The 22,684-nt window shown below is 72.8% G+C and carries 17 protein-coding genes, 1 tRNA gene and 1 pseudogene; 15 read left to right on the top strand and 4 right to left on the bottom strand.

Annotated elements, in window-relative coordinates; genetic code table 11:
• Positions 1-8: 8 nt before the first annotated feature.
• Positions 9-1,229: a metallophosphoesterase gene (locus ACFC0Z_RS01090; RefSeq protein WP_376431396.1), complete on the bottom strand. Its 1,221-nt coding sequence runs from the start codon at positions 1,227-1,229 to the stop codon at positions 9-11.
• Positions 1,230-1,273: 44 nt separating this feature from the next.
• Between ACFC0Z_RS01090 and ACFC0Z_RS01095 the strand changes: the two genes are divergently transcribed.
• From ACFC0Z_RS01095 to ACFC0Z_RS01120, 6 genes are all read left to right on the top strand, one after another.
• Positions 1,274-1,486, top strand: a complete 213-nt coding sequence (locus ACFC0Z_RS01095) for a hypothetical protein (protein WP_376431398.1) — start codon at positions 1,274-1,276, stop codon at positions 1,484-1,486.
• A gap of 431 nt (positions 1,487-1,917) precedes the next feature.
• Positions 1,918-3,855: a sensor histidine kinase gene (locus tag ACFC0Z_RS01100; RefSeq protein WP_376431400.1), complete on the top strand. Its 1,938-nt coding sequence runs from the start codon at positions 1,918-1,920 to the stop codon at positions 3,853-3,855.
• A gap of 7 nt (positions 3,856-3,862) precedes the next feature.
• Positions 3,863-4,297, top strand: a complete 435-nt coding sequence (locus tag ACFC0Z_RS01105) for a roadblock/LC7 domain-containing protein (RefSeq protein WP_150264598.1) — start codon at positions 3,863-3,865, stop codon at positions 4,295-4,297.
• On the top strand, positions 4,294-4,671 hold the full coding sequence (locus ACFC0Z_RS01110; protein ID WP_376431402.1) for a DUF742 domain-containing protein: 378 nt from the start codon (positions 4,294-4,296) through the stop codon (positions 4,669-4,671). Before ACFC0Z_RS01105 ends, ACFC0Z_RS01110 begins: the two co-directional genes overlap by 4 nt.
• On the top strand, positions 4,649-5,281 hold the full coding sequence (locus ACFC0Z_RS01115) for an ATP/GTP-binding protein (RefSeq protein ID WP_376431404.1): 633 nt from the start codon (positions 4,649-4,651) through the stop codon (positions 5,279-5,281). The genes ACFC0Z_RS01110 and ACFC0Z_RS01115 overlap by 23 nt, the downstream gene beginning before the upstream one ends.
• On the top strand, positions 5,278-5,850 hold the full coding sequence (locus ACFC0Z_RS01120; RefSeq protein ID WP_360805996.1) for a GAF domain-containing protein: 573 nt from the start codon (positions 5,278-5,280) through the stop codon (positions 5,848-5,850). The genes ACFC0Z_RS01115 and ACFC0Z_RS01120 overlap by 4 nt, the downstream gene beginning before the upstream one ends.
• 86 nt (positions 5,851-5,936) lie before the next feature.
• Here ACFC0Z_RS01120 and ACFC0Z_RS01125 read toward each other — a convergent pair whose 3' ends face one another.
• Positions 5,937-7,145: an acyl-CoA dehydrogenase family protein gene (locus ACFC0Z_RS01125; protein ID WP_376431406.1), complete on the bottom strand. Its 1,209-nt coding sequence runs from the start codon at positions 7,143-7,145 to the stop codon at positions 5,937-5,939.
• A gap of 578 nt (positions 7,146-7,723) precedes the next feature.
• Here ACFC0Z_RS01125 and ACFC0Z_RS01130 point away from each other — a divergent pair.
• A tRNA-Pro gene (locus ACFC0Z_RS01130) sits at positions 7,724-7,797 on the top strand.
• A 126-nt stretch (positions 7,798-7,923) separates the two neighbouring features.
• On the opposite strand, the gene ACFC0Z_RS01135 is transcribed toward ACFC0Z_RS01130, so the two are convergent.
• Together ACFC0Z_RS01135 and ACFC0Z_RS01140 are read right to left on the bottom strand one after the other, a co-directional pair.
• A complete protein-coding gene (locus ACFC0Z_RS01135; RefSeq protein WP_376431408.1) occupies positions 7,924-9,087 on the bottom strand; it encodes a serine/threonine-protein kinase in 1,164 nt (387 codons plus the stop codon).
• A complete protein-coding gene (locus ACFC0Z_RS01140; RefSeq protein ID WP_376431410.1) occupies positions 9,084-10,799 on the bottom strand; it encodes a hypothetical protein in 1,716 nt (571 codons plus the stop codon). The genes ACFC0Z_RS01135 and ACFC0Z_RS01140 overlap by 4 nt, the downstream gene beginning before the upstream one ends.
• Before the next feature lie 182 nt (positions 10,800-10,981).
• Here ACFC0Z_RS01140 and ACFC0Z_RS01145 point away from each other — a divergent pair.
• From ACFC0Z_RS01145 to ACFC0Z_RS01180, 8 genes and pseudogenes are all read left to right on the top strand, one after another.
• Positions 10,982-11,287 (top strand): annotated as a pseudogene (locus ACFC0Z_RS01145) (SAVMC3_10250 family protein); the annotation flags it as partial.
• 53 nt (positions 11,288-11,340) lie between these two features.
• Entirely contained in the window at positions 11,341-11,706 is a 366-nt protein-coding gene (locus ACFC0Z_RS01150) for an SAVMC3_10250 family protein (RefSeq protein ID WP_376433408.1), read from the top strand.
• Between the two features lie 435 nt (positions 11,707-12,141).
• Complete coding sequence (locus tag ACFC0Z_RS01155; RefSeq protein ID WP_376431412.1) at positions 12,142-13,398, top strand: helix-turn-helix domain-containing protein; 1,257 nt, start codon at positions 12,142-12,144, stop codon at positions 13,396-13,398.
• Positions 13,399-13,553: 155 nt separating this feature from the next.
• Positions 13,554-14,036 carry a cobalamin B12-binding domain-containing protein gene (locus ACFC0Z_RS01160; RefSeq protein WP_376431414.1) on the top strand — a complete coding sequence of 161 codons (483 nt, stop codon included), beginning with the start codon at positions 13,554-13,556 and terminating at the stop codon, positions 14,034-14,036.
• Positions 14,033-15,484 (top strand): methylaspartate mutase, encoded by a 1,452-nt coding sequence (locus ACFC0Z_RS01165; RefSeq protein WP_376431416.1) that lies wholly within the window; start codon positions 14,033-14,035, stop codon positions 15,482-15,484. The genes ACFC0Z_RS01160 and ACFC0Z_RS01165 overlap by 4 nt, the downstream gene beginning before the upstream one ends.
• Positions 15,481-16,482, top strand: a complete 1,002-nt coding sequence (locus tag ACFC0Z_RS01170) for an asparagine synthetase A (RefSeq protein WP_376431418.1) — start codon at positions 15,481-15,483, stop codon at positions 16,480-16,482. Before ACFC0Z_RS01165 ends, ACFC0Z_RS01170 begins: the two co-directional genes overlap by 4 nt.
• On the top strand, positions 16,479-17,726 hold the full coding sequence (locus ACFC0Z_RS01175) for a glutamate synthase-related protein (protein ID WP_376431420.1): 1,248 nt from the start codon (positions 16,479-16,481) through the stop codon (positions 17,724-17,726). The genes ACFC0Z_RS01170 and ACFC0Z_RS01175 overlap by 4 nt, the downstream gene beginning before the upstream one ends.
• A 220-nt stretch (positions 17,727-17,946) precedes the next feature.
• The gene (locus tag ACFC0Z_RS01180) at positions 17,947-22,680 is read left to right on the top strand and encodes an amino acid adenylation domain-containing protein (protein WP_376431422.1); all 4,734 of its coding nucleotides are present in this window, start codon (positions 17,947-17,949) and stop codon (positions 22,678-22,680) included.
• The last annotated feature ends 4 nt before the right edge of the window (positions 22,681-22,684 follow it).

Here is a 22,684-nt window from a genome sequence, read left to right on the forward strand (position 1 = left end):
CGGCCCGTTCAGCGCTCCGTGGAGGTGCGCGGGTGCGGGGAGCGGAGGACCAGCAGGGTGATCTCGCTGGGGGCGAAGACGCGGAAGGGCGGGCCCCAGAAGCCGGTGCCTCGGCTCGTGTAGAGGAGGGTCCGGTCGCCGTGGTGGCTGAGGCCGGCGACGGCGGGCTGGTCGAGGCGGACCAGGTGGTGGAAGGGCCAGATCTGGCCGCCGTGGGTGTGGCCGGAGAGCTGGAGGTCGATGCCGGCGGCTGCCGCGCGGTCGACGAACTTGGGCTGGTGGGCGAGGAGCAGGACGGGCAGGTCGGGGTCGGCGCCGCGCAGGGCTCCGGCGAGGTGGGCGCGGTGGCCGGCCAGGCCGGAGGACTCGGCGGTGACGTCGTCCACGCCGGCGACCACGAGGGTGTCGCCGCCGCGTTCGAGGAGCAGGTTGCGGTTGCGCAGTGGCTGCCAGCCCAGTTCGTCCATCAGGTCGACCCACCCCTGGGCCTCGCTGTAGTACTCGTGGTTGCCGGTGACGTACACCCGTGCCCGGGTGGCTCGCACGGTGCCGAGCGGTGCGGCCTGGGCGCGGCGGCGTTCGGCCGTACCGTCCGCGATGTCACCGGTGTGGCAGACCAGATCGGCCTCCAAGGCGTTCACCGTCTCGCACACCCGTGCCGACCAGCGGGCCCGGTCCAGCGGGCCGTAGTGGGTGTCGGTGACGAGGACGACGCGGAAGCCGTCCAGGCCGGGACCCAGCCGCGGGAGCCGCACATCGAGTCGGCGCACGCGGGGCACGCGGCGGGCCTCGGCGTATCCCCAGCCGAGCAGTACGGCCGTGACGCCGAGGACCGCCCAGGTGACGATCCGGGCCCGGTCCTGGCTCTCGCCGACGCCGGCCACGGTCAGGGCGAGCCGCAGGAGGACGCCGAGGAGCACGGACCAGGTGAACAGGACCCAGCTCGCGCCCAGCAGGGTGTCGCCGATGATCGCCGCCCGGTCCTGCTGACGCCGTCCGTGGCCGCGCGCCATCGCGAACGGCATCCCGACGAGTCCGAGGACGAACAGGACGGTGCCGAGCAGAGTGGCGGGCAGCGGCCAGTGCTGGCCGCCGTACAGGAGCACCCCGCAGGGTACGGACCACAGGAGGACGGGGGCGACCAGGGGGAGGTAACGCATCAGGCGGTGCAACCGGCTCTGCCGTGGCACTTCACCCTCGGCGGGACGGGTGTCGCTGGTGTCGGTCACGCTTCCCTCCTTGACCAGGCTGATGTCTCGCGCACTGTATCCAGATGACGCCCGAGGAGGGTCACCGCGTCCACCTCGACCTCCGGGGCGGCGCCCCCTCCGGCGTGGGCGGCTGGGGAGGCTCCGGTCTCACCGACGGTCACGGGCCGGAGGGTCGCGCGGTGGGCGGGAACGCCGACGCGGGAGGCGGCCGGGTGTCCGAAGACCCCGCCGCGGAGCCCGGTCGCGGCGAGCCGGAGGCCGCGCGGACCCCGTAGAGCTTCGGCGGGCCGCACGGTCCCCTTCCCGCCGGTCGGATTCCGGTCAGGGCTGATTTCCGCAGGGGGCGGAGGCGTACGAGCGCCTCCGCTCTCTTCCGTTCCCGCGGTTCCCGCAGTTCGGCGGGGTGCCGGCGTAGAGCCGTCGAATTTCGGCCAGTTGGTTTCACGCCGTGCGTGCGGGGGCCGATACCAGAGCGGGTCGCGGTACGGGTAAGTTTGCCAACTGCGCACCGCACATGAACGGTTGACGACTACAGTGTGTGGTTGGTGATCATCGGTAGGCTCATCGCACCTCTGTTGGAATCCACCCCTGTAGGCCCCCCGTAGAACCCCCGTAGAACCCCCGTAGAACCCTCGGTTAGACCCCCGCAGTCCACCCCCCTGTACCCCGCAGTACGCCGATTCCTGGGCACGTACCAAGGACACTCATGTCTCAACTTCGCGCACCCGCCTCGCGGTCCGAACGACGCGAGGGCGGGCGGCACGGCCGGTCGGGCGCCCGCTCCGCCCCCGGTGCCAGCAGCACGTCCCCGGCGCAGCCCCCCGCGTCGCTCCCGACGGAAGCCCGCATACGCTCCCAACTCCTGCGCACCTCCGTGCTTCCCGCCGTCGCGGTGGCACTCGGTGGCGCGGCCGCCGTCCTCTTCACCATCCGCTCCACCGGAGCCGGTCCCACCCCCGGCCTCTGGGCCGCGCTGACCGGCGCTGCCGCGCTCACCGTCGCCTCGGTGACCGCCGCCGCCCTCGGCGCGGACCGGGCGGCCAAGTCGGTCCTCGACCGTGCCAACGCCCTGCGCCGCTCCAGTGCCCGCGGCCAGAGCGAACTGCGTACGGTCGTCGAACAGTTGCGCAGGGGCGAGGCGCTTCCGCCCCGTCCCGCGCTGCCGTCGGGACCCAAGGCCGGTGACGAATTCGATCTGCTCTCGCACGAGTTGAACCGCTCGCACGAGGCCGCGGTCGCGGCCGTCGTCCAGGCGTCCCGGCTCTCCAGCAGCGTCGGAAACGAACAGAAGGTCGAGGTCTTCGTCAACCTCGCCCGGCGTCTCCAGTCCCTCGTCCACCGCGAGATCCAGCTCCTCGACGAGCTGGAGAACGAGGTCGAGGACCCGGAGCTGCTCAAGGGCCTGTTCCACGTCGACCACCTGGCCACCCGCATCCGCCGCCACGCCGAGAACCTCGCCGTGCTCGGCGGCGCGATCTCCCGCCGCCAGTGGTCGAACCCGGTCACCATGACCGAGGTGCTGCGCTCCTCGATCGCCGAGGTCGAGCAGTACCCGCGCGTGAAGCTCGTACCGCCGATCGACGGTACGCTCCGGGGCCATGCCGTGGCCGACGTCATCCACCTCCTCGCCGAACTCGTCGAGAACGCGACGCTGTTCTCCGCGCCGCACACCACCGTGCTGCTGCGCGCGCAGTACGTCACGGCGGGTCTCGCGATCGAGGTCGAGGACCGCGGTCTCGGCATGCCCGTCACCGAGCAGAGCAAGATGAACGCCCTGCTCTCCGACCCCGACCAGGTCAACGTGGCGCACCTGCTCCAGGACGGCCGCATCGGGCTCTTCGTCGTCTCGGCGCTGGCGCGCCGGCACGGCATCGCCGTACGGCTCCAGTCGAACATCTACGGCGGCGTCCAGGCCGTCCTGGTGCTTCCGCAGGGCCTGCTCGGCGCCGACCCCGAGGGCCTCGCCCAGCACGAGCGCCAGGCGGCCGCGGCCACCGGGTCGACGGCGATCCCGCCGGGGCAGGTCCAGATGCAGCCCCAGGCCCAGGCACAGACCCAGCCGCAGTCCCACGTCTCCCAGCCCCCGTCGGCCCCGTCTCCGTCGGCCCCGCCGGTCCAGACCCCCGAGCCCGTACGGCCTCCGGCCCCGGTCCCGGCCCCCGTACCGGCTCCGGCTCCGGCACCCGTACCGGCCGCGGCCTACACGGAGGCCCTGACGGCGCCGGACCCGCTCGCGTACACCCGTACCGGCGGGCGGCCGGACGACGGCGGGCACGGCGGGCACGGCGGTCAGGATGTCCATGGCGGCCAGGGAGTCCACGGCGGTCAGGGAATTCACGAAGGCCGGGCCGGCTCCGGCTCCCTCCCCGCGATACCGGCGCAGTCGGCCGGTGCCGGGCACGCGGCCCCGCTGCTGCCCCCGGCCCCCCGCACCGAGGAGTCCGGCCGGCCCCTGCTCCCCAAGCGGCGCGCCCAGGAGCACCTCGTCCCGCAGCTGCGCGACGAGCCCGCGGCCCGCAAGCCCGAGGAGCACGCGCTGCTCGACCCCGGCCTCATGGCCGCGTTCCAGCGCGGGATCGGCCTCGCAGAATCCACGCCCGCCCCCCACGAATCGTTGCGTCCAGGCGACGCGCACAAGGAGTAGATGCACCATGGCGAGCAATGTGCCGACCGGCCATTCCTCGGACCTCGACTGGCTCCTGAGCGGACTGGTCCAGCGCGTCCCGTACACCCGCAACGCGGTCCTGCTCTCCTCCGACGGTCTCGTGAAGTCCGTCCACGGTCTCGACCCCGACGCGGCCGACCACATGGCGGCCCTCGCCTCCGGCCTGTACTCGCTCGGCCGCAGCGCCGGCGCGCGGTTCGGCGACGGCGGGGAGGTCCGGCAGGTGGTCGTGGAGCTCGACTCCACGCTCCTGTTCGTCTCCACCGCGGGCTCCGGCACCTGCCTCGCCGTCCTCGCCGGGCGTGAGGCCGACGCCGCCGTCCTCGGCTACGAGATGGCGATGCTCGTCAAGAGCGTCCGGCCCTACCTGGTGACCCCGGCCCGGCAGGCGGCCGGCGCGGCAGGTGGCATCGGGCAGTGAACGTGACGTCCCATCAGGAAGGGCCCTGGCTCGACGACGCGGCAGGCCGGCTCATCAGGCCGTACACCGTGAGCGGCGGCCGGACCAAGCCCAGCACCGCGCTGGACCTCCTCTCGATGGTGATGGCGACCGGCTCGTCCCCGCAGGCCCACATGGGCCCCGAGCACAGCCTGGCCCTCGGGCTGTGCGACGGGCCCACCTCGGTGGCGGAGATCGCGGCGCACTTACGGCTCCCGGCCGTCGTCACCAAGGTGCTGCTGTCCGACCTCGTGGACTGCGGGGCGCTGACCGCCAGGGCCCCCCGGTTCCACGCCAACCCAACCGACCGTTCCTTGCTGGAGGCAGTGCTCGATGGCCTACGACAACGGCTCTGAGCGCCACGAGAGTTTCGCGACCGACCCCTTCCCCGCCGCCCTGAAGATCCTGGTGGCGGGCGGGTTCGGCGTGGGCAAGACGACCTTCGTGGGCGCGGTCAGCGAGATCGAACCGCTCAGCACCGAGGAGCTGCTGACCTCGGTCAGCGCGGCCACCGACAGCCTGGAGGGCGTGGAGTCCAAGACCACGACCACCGTGGCCATGGACTTCGGCCGCATGACCCTCGACGACCGTCATGTGCTCTACCTGTTCGGCACGCCCGGACAGGAGCGCTTCTGGTTCATGTGGGACGAGCTCTCCGAGGGCGCGCTCGGCGCGGTCGTCCTCGCCGACACCCGCAGGCTCCAGGAGTGCTTCTCCGCCGTCGACTTCTTCGAGCGGCGGGGCATCCGGTTCGTCGTGGCGGTCAACGAGTTCGACGGCGCCTACCGTTACGAGCCGGACGAGGTACGGGCCGCGCTCGACCTCAAGCCGGAGGTGCCGGTCGTCGTCTGTGACGCGCGGATCTCCAGCTCCGGCATCCGCACCCTGGTGACCCTCGTCCAGCACCTGCTCACCACCATCCCGACCAACCCGGCCGCAGTGCCGAGCTTCGGAGCGACGCCATGACCTACGACCCGACGGGTCATCTCCTCCTGACCCCCATCGACAAGGAGGCCCCCGCGCGGGTGCGGCGGCTTCGCGAGCTCGGCCTCGGCGAGCGCCCGGACCCGGCGTTCGACGAGTTCGCCCACCGGCTCGCCGACGTGACGGGCGCGCCGTTCTCGATGGTCAACTTCATCGACGAGAACCGGCAGTTCTTCGCCGGACTGCACACCCCCGAGGGCACCCACTCGGGCAGCGACCTGGGCGCGGCGGCGGCCGGCGCCGGTGGCGTCGGGCGGTACATGGCCCGCGACCACGGCTACTGCCCGCACGTGGTGGTACGGCGCAAGGCGCTCGTCCTGGAGGACGTCTGCGACTACCCGCGCTTCGCGGGCAACCCGGTCGTGGACGAGATCGGCATCCGCTCGTACATGGGCGCGCCGCTGATCGACCGCTCCGGGGTCGCGCTGGGCACGATCTGCGTGGTCGACACGGACGTACGGCCGTGGGGGCGGGCGGGTCTGGAGACGATCAAGGCGATGGCGGCGGAGCTGGTGGAGCAGATCCACCGCCGTGAGGACGGCATGTTCTGATCGCGGTACGCCGCGCGGGAACGCGGACGGGGCCCCGGCACGGCGAGTGATCGCCGTACGGGGCCCCGTCCGCTCCGCCGTTGCTCCTACGCGTGCACGGGTTCGAGCTCCCGGGTGCGGACCACCTCGGAGAGCCGCTCCGACCAGCTGCCCTTGTCCTGGCCGAGGGCGACCTCGGCGAGGCGGAGGAGCTGGACGTCGGAGGTGCCGGCCGGGGCGAAGATGTGGTGCGCGTCCCGGAGGTACCGCTCGATGGCCCGGTCGGTGAAGAGGCCGGCGGCGGCGTGGATCTCCATGGCGTTGCGGCCGGAGTCGATCGCCGCCTCGACGTTGACCAGCTTGGCGTTCATCAGCTCGGCGTCGCAGGACAGGCCCTGGTCGAGCAGGTGCACGGCGTGGTACGCGGCCAGCCGGGCCGTCATCAGCCGGGACTGCATCTGGCCGAGCTTGAGCTTGACCGTGGGCAGGTCGTGGAGCGGCTTGCCGTAGCGGATGCGCTCGGAGGCGAAGCGGGTGGTCTCCTCCAGGATCGCCTGGTGGATGCCGAGCGAGACGGCGGTCAGGTTGGCCCGGCCGTACAGGACGCTGGAGGAGTACGCGACGGACAGGCCGTCGCCCTCGTCGCCGAGCCGGTTGGAGGCCGGTACCCGGCAGTTCTCGAAGATCAGCTCGCCGAAGCTGAAGCCGTGCAGGCCCATGGCGGGCTGTTGCGGACCGGTCCTGAAGCCGGGTCGGTCGGATTCGACCAGAAAGGCCGTGAGCCCGCGCGAGCCGGGACCGGTCCTGACCACGACGCCGTGCAGGTCGCCCACGTGGCTGTTGCCGACGTAGACCTTGCGGCCGTTGAGGATGTAGTCGTCGCCGTCCCGGACGGCGGTGGCGGACATCCCGAGGACGTGACCGCCCGACTCGGGCTCGGTGACCGCGATGGTCGGCAGGCAGTCGCCGGCCGCGACGGCCGGGAGCCAGGTCTTGCGCTGCTCGTCGCTGCCGAAGTGGACGATCTTGGCGGTGCCCAGCTGGGAGGCCTGGACCATGGCGCCCATCGCGCCGCTGACCCGGGAGAGCTCCTCGATGATGATCGTCTTGGCGAGATGGCCGGCGCCCATGCCGCCGTACTCCTGGCTGATCGTCGCGCCCAGCCACCCCTGCGCGGCGATGCGCCGGGACAGTTCGTGGTGGACGGTCCTGGACGCCTCCATCTCGGCTATCCGGGGCCGGACCTCACGCTCCGCGAAGTCACGCACGGTCTCTCTGAGTTGATGATGCAGTCGGCTGCTGAAGTAGCTGTCCATGCGAGTCCTCCCCTGCGAAAGCCTGCCCGGCGGTGGTCCGGCAGGTGGTACATCGGCAGTGGTCCCGTCCCGAACAGGCCGACCACTTCATGGTGTTGATCTTTCCGGGACGGAGCAATATCGCCACGACTTTTGTCCGAAACACGAGCTCTTGACGATCGAATGTGACTGTGTTTCGTGTGGTGTTGGCCCCCTCGGTCTGGTCCGGAGTCCCTTCCCCGTGGACATCTTTCTGCCACATGCCAACGGCAACGAACTCGACGGCATATGGCCGACCCGCCCCTGGCCTCGTCGCATGAGCCCCACGCTCACCAGAGGAGCGATATACGGGCCACGCCGCCACCCGCCCTCCGCCCCGAGAACACGGGCCGGGCGCCCGCGCTCCCCACTCTCCGGCCCCTCATCCCCGGCGCGCGGAGGTATCAGGGGGCGCGCGGAAGCGTTACGGAGAGTGAGCGACGCCCTCGCGGCGCGCATCCGCCGTCCGGGCGCCGGGAAAGGGTTCGTGACCACCGGAGAAAGTGCGGTATTGTTCTCATGCGCGTTCGGCCAGGGGAAACCCCAGGTCAGACGGGCACCGGGACGTGGCGCAGCTTGGTAGCGCACTTGACTGGGGGTCAAGGGGTCGCAGGTTCAAATCCTGTCGTCCCGACTGTACGGAAACGTACGTCGGAGGTCGTTCTCTCAACCGAGAGGGCGGCCTTTCGCGTGTTTCGGGGGCGTACCCGTTCAGTGGCAGCACGGTCGCCGACCGTGCCCTTCCGGTGGCGAGGCGCCCTTACGCCCCGCCCGGGCGACCGATCCAGCGCGCGACGCCTTCGAAGGCGTCCAGGACGTGGCCGTCGTACGGGCCGAAGTACTCCTGGCAGTCCCTGCCGAGCTGGTTGTACAGGGTCGCGGCTCCACGGGAGTCGCCCGATCGGCCCGTCAGCTCGGCCAGCTCCGTGCGCGCCTCGATCACGGTGGGGTGGCGCGGGCCGTGCTCCCAGTGCAGCCTCAGGATCCGGCGTTCCGCCTCGCGGATGCGGTGGATGACGTCGGCCTGCGGATGTGTGGTCGCCGCCATGTCCGGCGCGTCAGCCGGCCCGTCCGGCGCGTACTGCACCAGGTCGACCGCGCGGGCCACGTCCCCGGCGGTGGCCGGCCGGTCCGCCGGCTCCTTCGTCAGAAGACCGAGCACGATCTGATCGAGCGCGGCCGGGATGCCCGGGCGATGCGCCTGTGTGGAGACGGGCGGCTCGTCGAGGTGCCGTCGCATCACGGCACCGGGGTCATCCTTGCGGGTGCCGAACGGCGGGCGCCCCGTCAGCATCTCGTACATGACACAGCCCAGCGAGTACAGGTCGCTCTGGACGGTCCCCTGCTTCCCTTTCCAGCGTTCGGGCGCCTTGTACAAGGGAGTGCCCGCGCCGATGTGCGAGAGGCTGGCGTCCGCGAAACGGGCGAGCCCGAAGTCGACGATCTTCGCGTCGCCCTGCTCGTCGATCATGATGTTGCCCGGCTTGATGTCCCGGTGGATCACACCGGCGAGGTGGGCCGCGCCGAGGCCCGCGCAGATGTGCCGGGTCCACCGCACGGTCTGCTCCAGCGTCAGGGCCACCCCCGCCGTCAGTCGGTCCGCCAGCGAGCCGCCCTCGACGTACTCCATGGCGATGTAGAGCGTGTCCGCGTGCTCGCCGGTGTCGTAGATGTGGGCGACATTGCTGTGGTTCACGCGGGCCATGGCCCTGGCTTCGCCCTTGAAGGTCTCGACCGGCCAGTCGGCGTACTCCGTGGCCAGGTCCTCACCGCCGATGCGCCGGCCGGCCAGGAACTTCACGGCGACGGTCCGGTCCAGTTTGGTGTCCTTCGCCGTCCACACGTCTCCCATGGCTCCTCGGCCGTGGAGATCGCGCAGTTCGTAGCGATTCTCGACGAGGTCACCGCGGCGCGGCGCGGTCATTCGTGTCCTCCGTCGTGTGCGTTCCACAGGGCGAATGCGTCGAGGCCCGCCATTCCGGCCAGCCACTCCGCGAAGATGACGGGGCGTTCGTTCAACGACTTCTCCAGGAGTTTCACCGCGAGGCTCCGGCGCAGGGCGGTGTCGTCCTCGAGCCGCCACCGCTGTATCGGGACCCGGCACAGCTCCCAGATGACCCAGCCGACCATCAGCACGGTGAGCGTGCCGTAGACGTACCGCCAAGATCCGTCGACGAACGGGACGATGAGGCCACCGGTGAGCGCGCCGACGAGGACGGCGAGGACGACGCGCGGCCACCGGCGTACGACCGCCTCGGAAAGGACCTGGCCGCGCTCGGTGATGTGCTCCGCCAGCGCCTCGACGAGCGCCTCCTGTTCCACCCGCGCGTGCGGGTCCGTCGGCACGGTGCACGTCCAGTCCTCGAACGTGAGCGTGACCGAAGCGGGAAGCAGCTTCTCCGCGGTCGCCACGTACTGCCGTACGCACGCTTCGAGCGACGGCCACACGGCCTGGACGGCCATGCGCCGGGCTGCCGGGCCCATCGCGGCGTTCTCGGGGTCGAAGACGCCCCGGTCCAGGAGGGCCGAGATGTTCAGCGGCTCGTCGTCGAGGCCACCGGTCGGAAGGAACGCCTTCTGTGCCGCGTCCAGGTCGCCCCCGCACTCGACGATGTGCTTCTGCCACCGCATCGCGTCGCTGTGCTCGGCCTCGTCGGGCTCCAGTTGGTCGATGAGACGTTCCAGCGCGTGCAGGACGCGGTGCGCGTCGTGCCCCGTGGGGCTCTCCGGGGCGACGGCTTCCCCGGGGTACGTGTCGCGGAGGTGTGCCAGGGCCTTGCGCGGGATGGAAGCCGCCTCCCACCCCTGCTGGAGACTCGGCCAGAGCTCGGAGCACGACACGCGCAGTCCGGGGAAGCGGTTCTCGGGCATGCGGTCGGCCAGGTTCCATAGCCGGTCCCAGCGGTGCTGGTGCAGGGTGTCCAAGTGGGCGCCCTGGCCCCCGGTGCTCCAGAGGGACATGGTCTGCCGTGCGTAGCCGAGTGCCTCCTCGCCCAGGTCATTGCTGGCGATGGCGTCCAGGACGATGAGGAAGTCCTGTCCGAGCCTGTCGGGATCGAGCGAGCTCAGGTACTGGTCCATCCATGCCGCCGCTTCCCGTTCCTCGCCGAGGCGCGCGGAGGTGAGCGCGAAGAACAGAAACGCCTTGGCCTCGTCGAGGGTTTGGGCGTAGGCGCGGGCTCGCTCGGCGCGGCTGGTCTCGGACCGGTAGCCCGCGGCCACGGCCGTGAGGGCGGGAGCGAGCCAGTACGTCGGTTCCAGGAGCATGCGTTCCTCGGCGCAGGCCTGCACGGTGGAGGAGTTCACCACCTGGTCCCGCACTGCTCGTGCCGTCAGCGTGTGGACCAGGCCGCGGGCCAGAGTGCGGGTGTGGCGGCGTTGGTCGAAGACGGTGTGCCACTCGGCGTTCAGCCGCGTCAGCTCCGCCTGTGCCTTTGCGATTTCCCGGTCCCGCCCGTATTGCTCGACCAGCGTGTCGAGCGTCCGGCGCGTGTGGGCCACCTGCTCTTGCAGGCCGGCGAGGCTGCTGTCCACCGAGGACAGCCGGTAGTCGAACTCCTCCTGACGTCGCACCACTTCGGAGAGGCGGCTGCCCAGCCGGTCGAGTGCGGAGCTCGTATCGGCCTGATCCGTCATGACGTCCCGTCCCCCGAGGTCATCGCCGTGGTGCCGTGCCCGTGCCTCGGCCATTATCGGGTATGCGTCGTCGAGCATGGGACCAGTGCATCTGATAATCCGTCATGTCGTCTTCTGTCGAGGGCTGGTGACGTCATGATTGGTGGTCTACCCAACTGACCCGGACACCTTGAGGGGTATCGGTGCGAGAGATCGTCTATCTTTCCGAGGGCAAACTCCAGCAGTTCCTGCCGGAGCCGAGGAAGGTGCCCCGTGCGGGCGCGCTGCGGGTGACGACGCCGGTGGGCGGATTCGACATGGAGCCCCCGACACCGGACGGCGAGCAGTCACGACTGCGGCACCTGGGGCAGGTGAGCCGCCACATGACGGAGGTCGCCCGCTGGTTCGAGGAGCCCGACCTCGCTCCCGCGCAGTGGGTGCAGTTCGAGGCCCCGCTCCGGTGCGTCACGCTCGGAGGCGCGCACCGGAACCTCGTGCTGTTCGTTGACCCGCCCCGTACCGCCGGGACCGCGCACCGGAACCCGTCGGACTGCCGAGGCTGCTGCACGGCTCCGTCCGCCACCTGCGGGGCTGGGCGCCCACGCCCGTCGATGTCGACGAGCGGGAGTCGAGTGACGGCGGATCCAGCTTCGGGGCCGTCTTCCTCTCCAGGGTCGGGCAGGTCGTGCAAGAGCTCTCCGTGCGGGAGGAGCGCCCCGAGGCCGACGCGGAGGCGGCGCCGGGGTTGCACCTGAACAGCCTGGGGGTCAGGCGGCTCCTCTGGGCGCTTGACGCTCAGACCGGCGACATCGACATGTCGGCGATGATGACCGGATACGCGCGGGTCAGCGCCGTACTGCCCGCCGGCGACCAGGGGCCGCGCTGCCTCGTGGCCAGCCCGCTCGACGTGCGGGTCTTCCAGGGGTAGGGGAGTGGCCCACCCGGTCAGGACGTGCGGGCGCCGCACAGAGTGGCTGTGCCCTGTCCGGCGAGCCGGTAGAGGCCGGGGGGCCTCGGACATGACGCGATCCGCGACGACGCCCGGCGAGCCCGTACTGGAGGGGAGACGACCCGTGGCGGCGTGAGTCGGGGAGATCTCACGGCGGGGAGCCGCAGGGCGTCCGCCTCCGGTCGGCCGCCAGGCGGGGGCGGATCACGACGGGCCGTCGAGAAGGGGCGTTGAGCAGGGGTGAACCCGCGGTGATCGGTCGTTGATCGGCCGTAGAGCCGTGCCGGAGAGCATCGACACCAAGGGAACACGGCTCGCCCGGTTATCACCGGGCGTCGTCGACCTCGGCGTTCCACACGGGCGCCGGGCCCCCCGTTCCCCGGAGTTGGCCAACCCACGGAAGGTGGACGAGGCATGGACGTTCTTCAGTCGGCACAGTCGACGGCGGGCTTCGGCGAGCTGCTCAGGGTCTGGCGCGAGCGCGTCGGGCTCACGCAGCAGGTGCTCGCCGACCACGCGACCCTGAGCGTCCGGGCGATCCGAGACATGGAGAGCGGCCGCGTGCAGCGGCCCCGCCAGGAGACCGTCCGACTGCTCGCCGACGCCCTGCGGCTCGGCGGCCACCACCGCTCGGTCTTCGAGGCGGCGGCCCGCCGCCAGGCGCTCGCCGAGGAGCCCCGCGACGAGCCGACCGCGCCGCCGGTCGCGCGCGGCGCCATCGTCGGCCGCGAGCTCGAGGTCGAGGTCCTCGCCGACGCCTTCGCCGAGCACGGCGACCGGCTCGTCACCCTGGCCGGGCTCGGCGGGGTCGGCAAGACCCGGCTCGCCCTGGAGGTCGCCCGCCGGCTCTACCTCGCCTCCCGCTGGTCGGTGCGCTGGATCGACTGCGGCCGGCAGCCGTCCGCCGGAGCGGAGCGGCGCGCGGAGCTCGCGCGGACGATCGGGGACCGGCCCACCCTCCTCGTCCTCGACGGCGCCGACGCCGGTGTGGACACCGCCCTCCTCGACGAGCTCTTCCAGCGCTGCCCCGGCCTGCGGGTGCTGATCACCTCCCGGCTCGCGGAGCCGCTGCCCGGCGGGCAGGTCATCCCGCTCGCCCCGCTGCCCACCCCGGGCCCCGAGCTCGACCACGACCCCGTGGCCCTCGCCGAGGTCGGAGCCGTACGCCTCCTCCTCTCGCACCTGCGAAGGCTGCGGCCGCGCTACCGCCTGGAGGCCGACGAGGCTCCCGCCGTCGCCGCGCTCTGCCGTCAACTCGACGGGATACCGGGCGCGTTGGAGCTCGCCGCCGGATGGTCCACCGTGCTCTCCCCGCGCCAGCTCGTCGTCCGCCTCGCCGACGGGCCGTTCCACCTCGCGCCGCCGCCCGCCGGGTACGGCGGCAGGACCGACGTCCGTGCCGCGCTCAGGGCCGCCCTCGACCGGCTCACCCTCGACCAGCGCGACCTGCTCGACCGGCTCGCCGCCCAGCCCGGCGACTGGTCCGGCGAGGACGCCGTCGTGCTCGGCGGCCGGCCGCCGCAGGAGTGCCTCGCGGCGCTGCACGAGCTGCTCGCCGGCGGGCTCATCCGCACCGTACCGGCCCGGGACGGCGTCCGGTTCACCGTGCTCAACCTCTGCCGGAGCTTCGCCGCGAGCGGCAGGAACGGGGAGCTCGTGGGCGCGGCGTGAACGCGCCCGCCGGACGGTTCACCCACGCCCCGATACTGCCCGCATCCTGCCGGGGCACCTGCCGGTCCCGTGCCCGGAACGTCCCTAGCGTTCTGTCCACGGCCGAACAGCCGGACATGTCACCCACCCTCACCACCGACACAGAGGTTCGCGCCGTGGACCAGCAACACGCTGTGGAGCAGTACGGAGAGCCCGCCGGGACCGGCGGCACCGGTCTGGACGTCGTCGTGACGACCATGGCCTCCGACTCGCACACCTGGAACCTGTTCTTCCTCCAGTTGCTCCTGGAGGAGCTCGGCCACCGGGTCACCAACCTGGGCGCCTGCGTCCCCGACGAGCTCCTCGTCGCCGAGTGCCGCAGGAACGCCCCCGACCTGATCGTCCTGAGCAGCGTCAACGGCCACGGCTTCCACGACGGGCTGCGCGTGATCGCCGCCCTGCGCGCCTGCCCCGAGCTCGCCCGTACGACGACGGTCATCGGCGGCAAGCTCGGCATCGCCGGCTCCGGCGCCCCCGAGCGCCGGCGGGAACTCCTCGCCGCCGGCTTCGACGGGGTCTTCGAGGAGGGACGGTCGGTGGCCGACTTCCGGTCCTTCGTCGGCTCGCTCGCCGCGGCGCCGTCGGGAGTCCTGCTGTGAACGCGCGGGGCTTCGGCGGCTTCGTCGCCGCCGCCCGGGCCGCCGGACAGCTCGTCGTCCAGCCCCGCATGGGCATGGCCGACCCCGCGCGGATGCGCGACGGCCTCCTCGCCACCCGGGGCGCCTCGGCCGTCACCGTCGGCACCCTCACCCTCGACAGCTACACCCGCACCGGCGACCTCGCCGCCGCCCGCCGCGCCCTCGCCGAGGGAGTCGGCCTCAACGGCTACCCCCTCGCCACCCATCCGGCGGACACCACCCGCGCCGTCCTCCGGGGCCTCGCGGACGCCCGCTTCCCCGTCCAGGTGCGGCACGGCTCCGCCCTGCCGCAGCACATCATCCGCGCGCTCCTGTCGGTCGGCCTCGACGCCACCGAGGGCGGCCCCGTCTCGTACTGCCTCCCGTACAGCCGTACGCCCCTGCGCGAAGCGGTCGTCGCCTGGCGGCGGGCCTGCGAACTCCTCGCCGAAGCCGGGGAGTCGGGCGCCGAACCGCACCTGGAGACCTTCGGGGGCTGCCTCATGGGGCAGCTCTGCCCGCCGAGCCTGCTCGTCGCCGTCAGCGTGCTCGAAGCGCTCTTCTTCCGGCAGAACGGACTGCGGTCGGTCTCGCTCAGCTACGCCCAGCAGGCCGACCCCCGCCAGGACGAGGAGGCGCTCACCGTCCTCGCGCGGCTGGCCGGCGAACTGCTGCCGGACGTCGACCACCACGTCGTGCTCTACGCCTACATGGGCGTCTTCCCCGTGACACCCGGCGGGGCCCGGCTGCTGCTCCAGGACGCCGCCCGGCTCGCGGTACGGGCAGGGGCCGCGCGACTGATCGTGAAGACGACCGCCGAGGCGCACCGCATCCCGACCGTGGCCGAGAACGTCCGCGCCCTGGAGACGGCCGCGGTAGCCGCCGCCCAGGAGCGGTCCGCCGCCCCCGCGCGTACGGTCCCCGTGGAGGACACCGGCATCGAGGCCGAGGCGCGGGCGCTCATCGGGGCCGTCCTCGACCTCGACCCCGACATCGGCCGCGCGCTCGTACGGGCCTTCGCGGCCGGATACCTCGACGTGCCCTACTGCCTCCACCCCGACAACGCCGGCCGGACGCGCAGCTCGCTCGCGGCCGACGGGCGGCTGTCCTGGTCGAACACCGGGTCCATGCCGATCGCCGGGCTCGGCGCGGCCGGACCCCGCCCGCCGATCCTCGGCTCGGCCGGGCTGCTCTCCGCCCTCTCCCACGTCCAGCGGACCTACGACGACCGGGCCGCCGCGCTTCCGGTATCCGCGCTTCCGGTATCCGCGCTTCCGGTGTCCGAGCTTCCGGTGTCCGAGCTTCCGGTCCCGGCGCCGCCGACCACGGGACTCGTACGCGAAACGGTCCGCGTCCCCGCACCGCTCACCCCCGTACCGCCCCGCAGCACGTCCGTGCCACGACGAGAGTTGGGACTCACCACGCCATGACCACCGACGGACCCTCCGCCCCCGCGGCGCTCCCGGACCCCGGCCGCCACCTGACCTCCCCCACCACTCGCAGTGTGCTGCGCATCCAGCACCACCTGATCTCCGCCGCCCGCGCGTACCTGTGCGAGCAGGGCTTCACGGAGGTGTTCCCGCCGATCATCGGGCCGGTCACCGACCCCGGTTCGCGCGGCTCCAAGCAGGTCGACGTCGACTACTACGGCCACCGCTACAAGCTGATGACGAGCGCGATCCTCTACAAGCAGGCCTCGCTGCTCGCCTTCGACAAGATCTTCTGCGTCGCCCCCAACGTCCGGCTGGAACCGCTGGAGACCGCGGGCACCAGCCGGCACCTCGCCGAGTTCCACCAGCTCGACGTGGAGGTCGCGGGCGCGAGCCGGGACGACGCCGTGCAGCTGGTCGAGGACCTCGTCGTCCGCATGGTCGACAGCGTCGTCCGGGAACTCCCCAAGGACTTCGCCGAACTCGGCCGGGACGTCGACGCGTTCACCGAGCTCCTCAAGGGCTCGTTCGGCCGGATGCGGCACGCCGAGGCGGTCTCCGAGCTCCAGGGGCTCGGCCACCCGCAGAGCCCGGACGCCGAACTCGACTGGACCGGCGAGGCCCTGCTCTCCGCCCAGCGCGACCGGCCGTTCTTCGTCACCGACTACCCGAAGGGCTCGCGCGGCTTCTACGACCGCGAGAACCCCGAGGCGCCGGGCCTGCTCAAGAACTTCGACCTCGTCGCCGCCGAGGGCTACGGCGAGCTGTGCAGCGGCAGCCAGCGCACCAACGACTACGCCGAGATCGTCACCCGCATCCGCGAGACCGGCGAGAACCCGCAGAAGTACCGCTGGTACCTCGACCTCGTGCGCGAGGGCGTCCCCGCGAGCGCCGGCTTCGGCATCGGCGTCGAGCGCCTGACCCGTTACGTCGCCGGCCTCGACGCCGTCTGGCAGGCCAGCGCCTTCCCCAAGGTGCCCGGGGTGGTGTCGCCGTGAGCGACCTCTCCGCACCCGGCTTCCCCGAGGAGGAGGTCCGGCAGCGCGCCCGCGCCGGTGCCGCCGCGGCCTTCCCGCCGCCCGGCGAGTACGGCCGTACCCTGTTCGGCGCGGACGGGGGAGAAGGCGCCGGGCGCGCGGCCGACGCGCTCGACGCGCTGCGGATCACCCCGCCGGTCTTCATGCCCCAGCGGCTCGCCCGGCTGATCGACCTCGGCCGCGAACCCGACTACCGGGACGTCGAACTCGCCACGGAGATCGGCGGGTTCACCTCCTCCCTGCCCGTGTACGTCTCCGCCCTCGGCTCCACCCGGGCCGCCGGCGGCGACCTCGGGCTCGCGCTCAGCCGCCAGGCCGGCGCCCTCGGACTCCCCATGGTGATCGGCGAGAACGTCGTCCCCGTCAACGGCTACGGCCGGCTCGGCGAGGCCGCCGACCGGGCCCTCCTCGGCCGCCTCCGCGCCTACGCCGAGGAACTCCCCGACGGGCGCGGCGGCGTCGCCGTCCAGCAGTCCACCGAGGACGCCGACGCCGAGGTGTGGAACCTCGTCTACAGCGACCCGGCCGCGCTCCCGCTCCTCGAATCCGGGCGGCTCGCCTTCGAGTTGAAGGTCGGCCAGGGCGCCAAGCCGGGCCTCGGCGGGATGACCGTCCTCGACGCCGAGGCGGCCGCCAGGCTCGGTGACCGGTACGGCATCGACGACGTCTTCGGCGACGGGCGCGTCCTGCGCTCCAGCACCCCCGGCACCTTCACGGCGGAGATCCTGCGCCAGCAGATCCGGCTCATGCGCAACAACTTCCCCCGGGCCCGCGTCTGGGTGAAGCTGCACCCCGGCCGGGACGTCGCCGAGGCCGCCCGGGTGGCGGCGGAGGCGGGCGCGGACGCCGTCACCGTCGACGGGGCGGAGGGCGGCACCGGCTGGGCGCCGGGGGCCTTCCCCGCCCAGGTCGGCCTGCCGCTCGCCGAGTGCCTCCGCCGGCTCGCGGCCGCCGGACCGCCGCCCTGCCTCCTGGTCTCCGGGCGCATGTGGGAGGGCGGCCGCGCGGTGAAGAGCCTCGCCCTCGGCGCCCGCGCGGTGGGCCTCGGCCGGGCGGCCCTGCTCGCCACGGCCGAGGACCCGGATGCCGGCCTCGTACGGTTCGCGGAATGCCTCGCGCTGGAAATCAGAATGTTGATCAGCGCACTCGGGAAGTATTCCCCCGGAGCCCTGGAGAGGGACGACGTCTGGTCGCCCGAATTCTGAACCGAATTTCTCTTCGTGATCGAGGGAAGCAGCCCGTCAAGACGCCTGAACTGCGTCTTGGCGGGCTGCTTTCTTTTTCGCCGACAGGCAGTTGAAACTGCCGATGTCCTTCCCGGGGATCTGCCGATCGGCCCCCGAACCCCGTCCTATCGTTTTCTCACTGCCCACAGCGTCGTTAATTCATCGGGGTTGGATGATGGAATCTCGCGGTTTTGCCTTCATGTCCGCAGCACGCCGTTTCCCGGACCGCCCTGCCCTCCGGCTGGGCACCCGGACCGTCGACTACCGGGAGCTCGACGAGCTGAGCGGCGCACTCGCCGCCCGGATCGCGCCCGGACACACGGTGGCCGTCACCGGCCGGGACCGGATCGACCACGTGGTCGGCCTGCTCGCCGCCCTGCGGGCGGGCGCCACGTACCTGCCGCTGGACCGGGAGGCGCCCGAGGAGCGCAACGCCTGGATCCGCGAGGACGCCGGGGCCACGTTCGCGTACGTCGACGGGGAGCTGACCCGCACCGGTCCCGAGGGCGAGGACCTCGCCCCGGCCGCCGGATACCTCATCTACACCTCCGGCACCACCGGCCGCCCCAAGGGCGTCCACGTCCCGCTCGCCGCCCTCGCCGGCCACCTGGCCGCCGCCGTCGAGCGCTTCGGCCTCACCGAGGACGACGTGGTGCTCCACGCCGCCCGCCCCACCGTCGACGTCGCCGTTGAGCAGGTCCTCACCGCCCTGTCGGCCGGCGCCTGCGTCCTCGTACCGGAAGAGCAGCTGCTCGCCCCCGCCGCCCTCCTCGACCTGCTCGACTCCGAGGCGGTCACGGTGGCCAACCTCGCCGCCGGGTACTTCCAGGAGATCGTCGGCGCCCTGCGGGAGTACGGCCGCGCCCCGCGCGCCCTCCGCCTGATGATCTCCGGCAGCGACCGGCTCTACCCGGACGCCGCCGCGACCTGGTGGGCCGCCACCGGCGTGCCCCTGCTCAACGCGTACGGGCCGACCGAAACCGTCGTCACCGCCACCGTCCACGAGCTGACGGGCCCGGCCGGCGGGGACGCGGGTACGGTCCCGATCGGACGGCCCCTCGGCGAGCGCCGCGCCTACGTCCTCGACGACAAGCTGACGCCGGTGTCTCCCGGCGAGACCGGCGAGCTGTACGTCGGCGGGTCCCTCCTCGCCTCCGGCTACCACGGCCGCCCCGCCCTGACCGCCGGCCGCTTCCTCGCCGACCCCTTCGCCCCCGAGCCCGGCGGCCGGATGTACCGCACCGGCGACGTCGTCCGGCAGCCCGCCGAGGGCGACGCGATCGAGTTCGTCGGCCGCTCCGACCACCAGGTGAAGATCCGCGGCTTCCGCGTCGAGCCCGGCGAGATCGAGCAGGTCCTCACCGGGCGGCCGGAGATCGCCTCGGCGGTCGTGGTCGCGTACGAGGGAAGGCTCGCCGCCTACGTCACCGGCCCGGCCGGCGCTCCCGACCCCGCCGGCGCTCCCGACCCCGCCGCGCTCCGTGCCCACCTCGCCGAGCGGCTCCCCGAGCACATGGTCCCGGCGACCGTCACCGTCCTCGACGCCCTCCCGCTGACCGGCGGCGGCAAGGTCGACCGGGCCGCGCTCCCCGCCCCGCAGGCCGCGCCCGCCGCCCCCGTCGCCGGGCGACGCCCTCCCCGTACCCCCGCCGAGCAGCTCATCGCCGCCGTCTGGGCGGACGTCCTCGGCGTCCCCGAGGTCGGCGCCGACGACAACTTCTTCCACCTGGGCGGTGATTCGCTCACCGCCGTGCGCGTGGTCGGCCGCGTCTTCGACGTGTTCGGCATGATCTCGCCGTACACCATCTTCGACGCCCCCACCCTCGCCGAGTTCGCCGCCGCCGTCACCGCAGCCACGGACGGAGGTGAACGCCCGGCGCTGGAACGGACCGTCGACGACATCGCGCCCCTGGCCAACTTCCAGCGCGGACTGTGGTTTCTGGATCAATGGAACCCCGGAGCCCCGACCTACGTCGTGCCCTGGGTGTTCCGCTTCGCCGGACCCGTCGACCCCGGCCTGCTCCGGGGCGCACTGAACGGGGTCGTCGCCCGGCACGGCGCCCTGCGCACCACCTTCGCGTGGGGCGAGGACGGCCCCCGGCAGGTGATCCACCCCTCCGTGGAGGTTCCGTTCACCGTCGAGGAGACCACCGCCGACGCCGTGGGAGAGCGCATCGCCGAGGCCGCCCTCGTGCCCTTCGACCTGGAGACCGGCCCGCTCGTCCGCGCCCATCTCTTCCGCACCGGCGCCACCTCCACCCTGCTCTTCCTCTGCCACCACATCGTCTGGGACGAGGGCTCCCTCGCCGTCCTGGAGACCGAACTCGCCGCCCTGTACGAGTCCCTGGCCGCCGGCCGGCCCTCCGAGCTGCCCGAACTGCCCGTCCAGTACGCGGACTACGCCGCCTGGCAGCAGCAGGACGGCACCGCCGAGCGGCAGCTCGCCTACTGGCGCGAGCACCTCCGTGACGCGCCCACCGAGTCACCGCTCCCCACCGACCGCCCCCGCCCCGAACTCCAGGCCTTCCGGGGCGCGTTCCACCGCTTCGCGATGCCCCGGCCGGTCGCCGAGGCCGTCAGGGAACTCGCCCGGAGCGAGGACGCGACACCGTTCATGGTGCTCCTCGCCGGACTCGCGCTCACCCTGCACCGGCGCACCGGCCAGGACGACCTGGTCCTCGGCTCCCCGGTGAGCGTCCGCGGGCGCTCCGAACTCGACGCGCTCATCGGCTACTTCGTCAACCTGCTGCCGCTCCGGGTCCGCGTCGACGAGTCCACGGACTTCCGCGAGCTCGTCCGGCACGTCCGCGAGGTCGCCATCGGCGGCTACCGCCACCAGGAGGCCCCCTTCGACGCCATCGCCGGCGCCGTCATGGAGGAGCGCCCCGACGACCGCGCCGAGGACCGCAACCCGCTCTGCCAGGTCCTGCTGGAGCTCCACCCGCTCGACAGCCGTCCGCTGACCATCGGCGGCACCGAGGTCACTCGCGAGCTGCACTCCAATCCCGTCTCCCGCTTCGACCTCTCGATCTCCGTCGACGACCGGGGCACCGACTTCACCGGCCGCTTCGAGTACGACTCCGACCTTTTCGACCCCGCCACCATGGCCGAGCTGTGCGAGGCCTGGCTCGGCACCCTCGCCGCCGCTGTCGAGGCGCCCGTCCACGCCCTCTTCGAGGACCGCGCCGCCCGGGAGCCCGGCGCCCTCGCCCTCGTCTCCGGCGACGAGCGTGTCGACTACGGCACCCTCAACACGCGGGCCAACCGCCTCGCCCACCACCTCGGCGACCTCGGCGTGGGACGCGGCGACACCGTCGCCGTCCTCGTCGAACGCGGCCCGGACCTCGTCGTCGCCCTGCTCGCCGCGCTCAAGTCCGGCGCCGCCTACACCCTCCTCGACCCGGACTTCCCGGCCGAGCGCCTGGCCGGCGCGGTCGCCGACAGCGGCGCCGCCCTGCTGGTCACCCACCGCCACGCGAGCCCGCCGTTCCCCGTCTCCCGCCACCTCGACCTGGACGCGGAGGCGACCGCCCTCGCGCACCGCCCCGGCCACGACCCGGGCCTCCCCGTCACCGGCACCGACCTCGCCTGCGTGATGTTCACCTCCGGCTCCACCGGCCGCCCCAAGGGCGTCGCCGTCCCGCACCGCGCCCTCACCACCACGTACCTCGGCCAGGACTACGCCCGCTTCGGCCCCGACGAGATCTGGCTCCAGTGCTCCCCGGTCTCCTGGGACGCCTTCGCCCTGGAGCTCTACGGCGCCCTCGCCTTCGGCGGCACCTGCGTCCTCCAGCCCGGCCAGCGGCCCGACCCGCAGGCCGTCGCCGAACTGACCCGGCGCCACGGCGTCACCCAACTCCAGCTCTCCGCGAGCCTGTTCAACTTCCTCCTGGAGGAGTTCCCGGAGACGTACGACGACGTCCGCGTCGCCTTCACCGCCGGCGAGCGGGCCTCCGTCACCCACGTCGGCAAGGCGATCGACCAGTACCCCGAGCTCGTCGTCGCCAACGGCTACGGCCCCGTCGAGAGCCTCGGCCTCACCACCTGCCACCGCGCCACCCGCGAGGACGCGGCCGGCTCCTCCATCCCGATCGGCCGCCCGCTGAACGGCAAGGACGTCCACGTCCTCGACGAGCGGCTCAGGCCCGTCCCCGACGGCACCACCGGCGAGCTGTACGCGGCCGGCGGCGGGCTCGCCCTCGGATACGTCGGCAGGCCGGGACTGACCGCCGAACGGTTCGTCGCCTCCCCGTACGGCGCGCCCGGCGAGCGGCTCTACCGCACCGGCGACCTCGGCCACCGCACGGCGGACGGCGTCCTGGAGATCACCGGCCGCGTCGACGACCAGGTCAAGATCCGCGGCTTCCGGGTCGAGCCCGGCGAGATCGAGGACGCGCTCACCCGTCACCCGTCCGTCGGCGAGGCGGCCGTGACCGTGTACGAGCCCGCCGAGGGCGACGCGCGGCTCGCCGCCTACGTCACCGCCGCCGTCGGCGCGGTCGGCGGCCTCGCGCCCGACCCGGACGCGCTCCTCGACCACCTGGCGGGGCTGCTGCCCCAGCACATGGTGCCCGCGACGCTCGACGTCCTCGACACGCTGCCGCTCAACCCGAACGGGAAGGTGGACCGGCGGGCACTGCCCGCCCCGGCCGAGCGCGGGGCCGCCGAGGAGGCGCCGGGCTCCGCCGACCCGCTCACCGCCGACCCCCTCACCGCCGACCAGCGGCTCGTCGCCGACGCCGTGCGCAGCATCCTCAGCCTCGCCGGCGACCTCGGCCCGGAGGACGACTTCTTCCGGCTCGGAGGCAACTCCCTCGCCGCCGTACGGGTCGCCATGCGGCTCTCCCAGGAGACCGGCACCCGCGTCCCGCCGCAGACGGTCTTCCGGGGCCGCACCGTCGGCGCCATCGCCGAGCGGCTGGTCGCGCGATGAGCCT

This window comes from Streptomyces sp. NPDC056144, from assembly GCF_042264145.1.
Lineage (GTDB): Bacteria > Actinomycetota > Actinomycetes > Streptomycetales > Streptomycetaceae > Streptomyces.

Bases quoted from the DNA above. Each gene is read 5' to 3' on its own strand.
- ACFC0Z_RS01095 (WP_376431398.1), top strand. From the start codon at position 1,274: ATGACGCCCGAGGAGGGTCACCGCGTCCACCTCGACCTCCGGGGCGGC.
- ACFC0Z_RS01105 (WP_150264598.1), top strand. From the start codon at position 3,863: ATGGCGAGCAATGTGCCGACCGGCCATTCCTCGGACCTCGACTGGCTC.
- ACFC0Z_RS01180 (WP_376431422.1), top strand. From the start codon at position 17,947: ATGTCCGCAGCACGCCGTTTCCCGGACCGCCCTGCCCTCCGGCTGGGC.
- ACFC0Z_RS01140 (WP_376431410.1), bottom strand. From the start codon at position 10,799: ATGACGGATCAGGCCGATACGAGCTCCGCACTCGACCGGCTGGGCAGC.
- ACFC0Z_RS01120 (WP_360805996.1), top strand. From the start codon at position 5,278: ATGACCTACGACCCGACGGGTCATCTCCTCCTGACCCCCATCGACAAG.
- ACFC0Z_RS01155 (WP_376431412.1), top strand. From the start codon at position 12,142: ATGGACGTTCTTCAGTCGGCACAGTCGACGGCGGGCTTCGGCGAGCTG.
- ACFC0Z_RS01115 (WP_376431404.1), top strand. From the start codon at position 4,649: ATGGCCTACGACAACGGCTCTGAGCGCCACGAGAGTTTCGCGACCGAC.
- ACFC0Z_RS01170 (WP_376431418.1), top strand. From the start codon at position 15,481: ATGACCACCGACGGACCCTCCGCCCCCGCGGCGCTCCCGGACCCCGGC.
- ACFC0Z_RS01135 (WP_376431408.1), bottom strand. From the start codon at position 9,087: ATGACCGCGCCGCGCCGCGGTGACCTCGTCGAGAATCGCTACGAACTG.
- ACFC0Z_RS01100 (WP_376431400.1), top strand. From the start codon at position 1,918: ATGTCTCAACTTCGCGCACCCGCCTCGCGGTCCGAACGACGCGAGGGC.
- ACFC0Z_RS01125 (WP_376431406.1), bottom strand. From the start codon at position 7,145: ATGGACAGCTACTTCAGCAGCCGACTGCATCATCAACTCAGAGAGACC.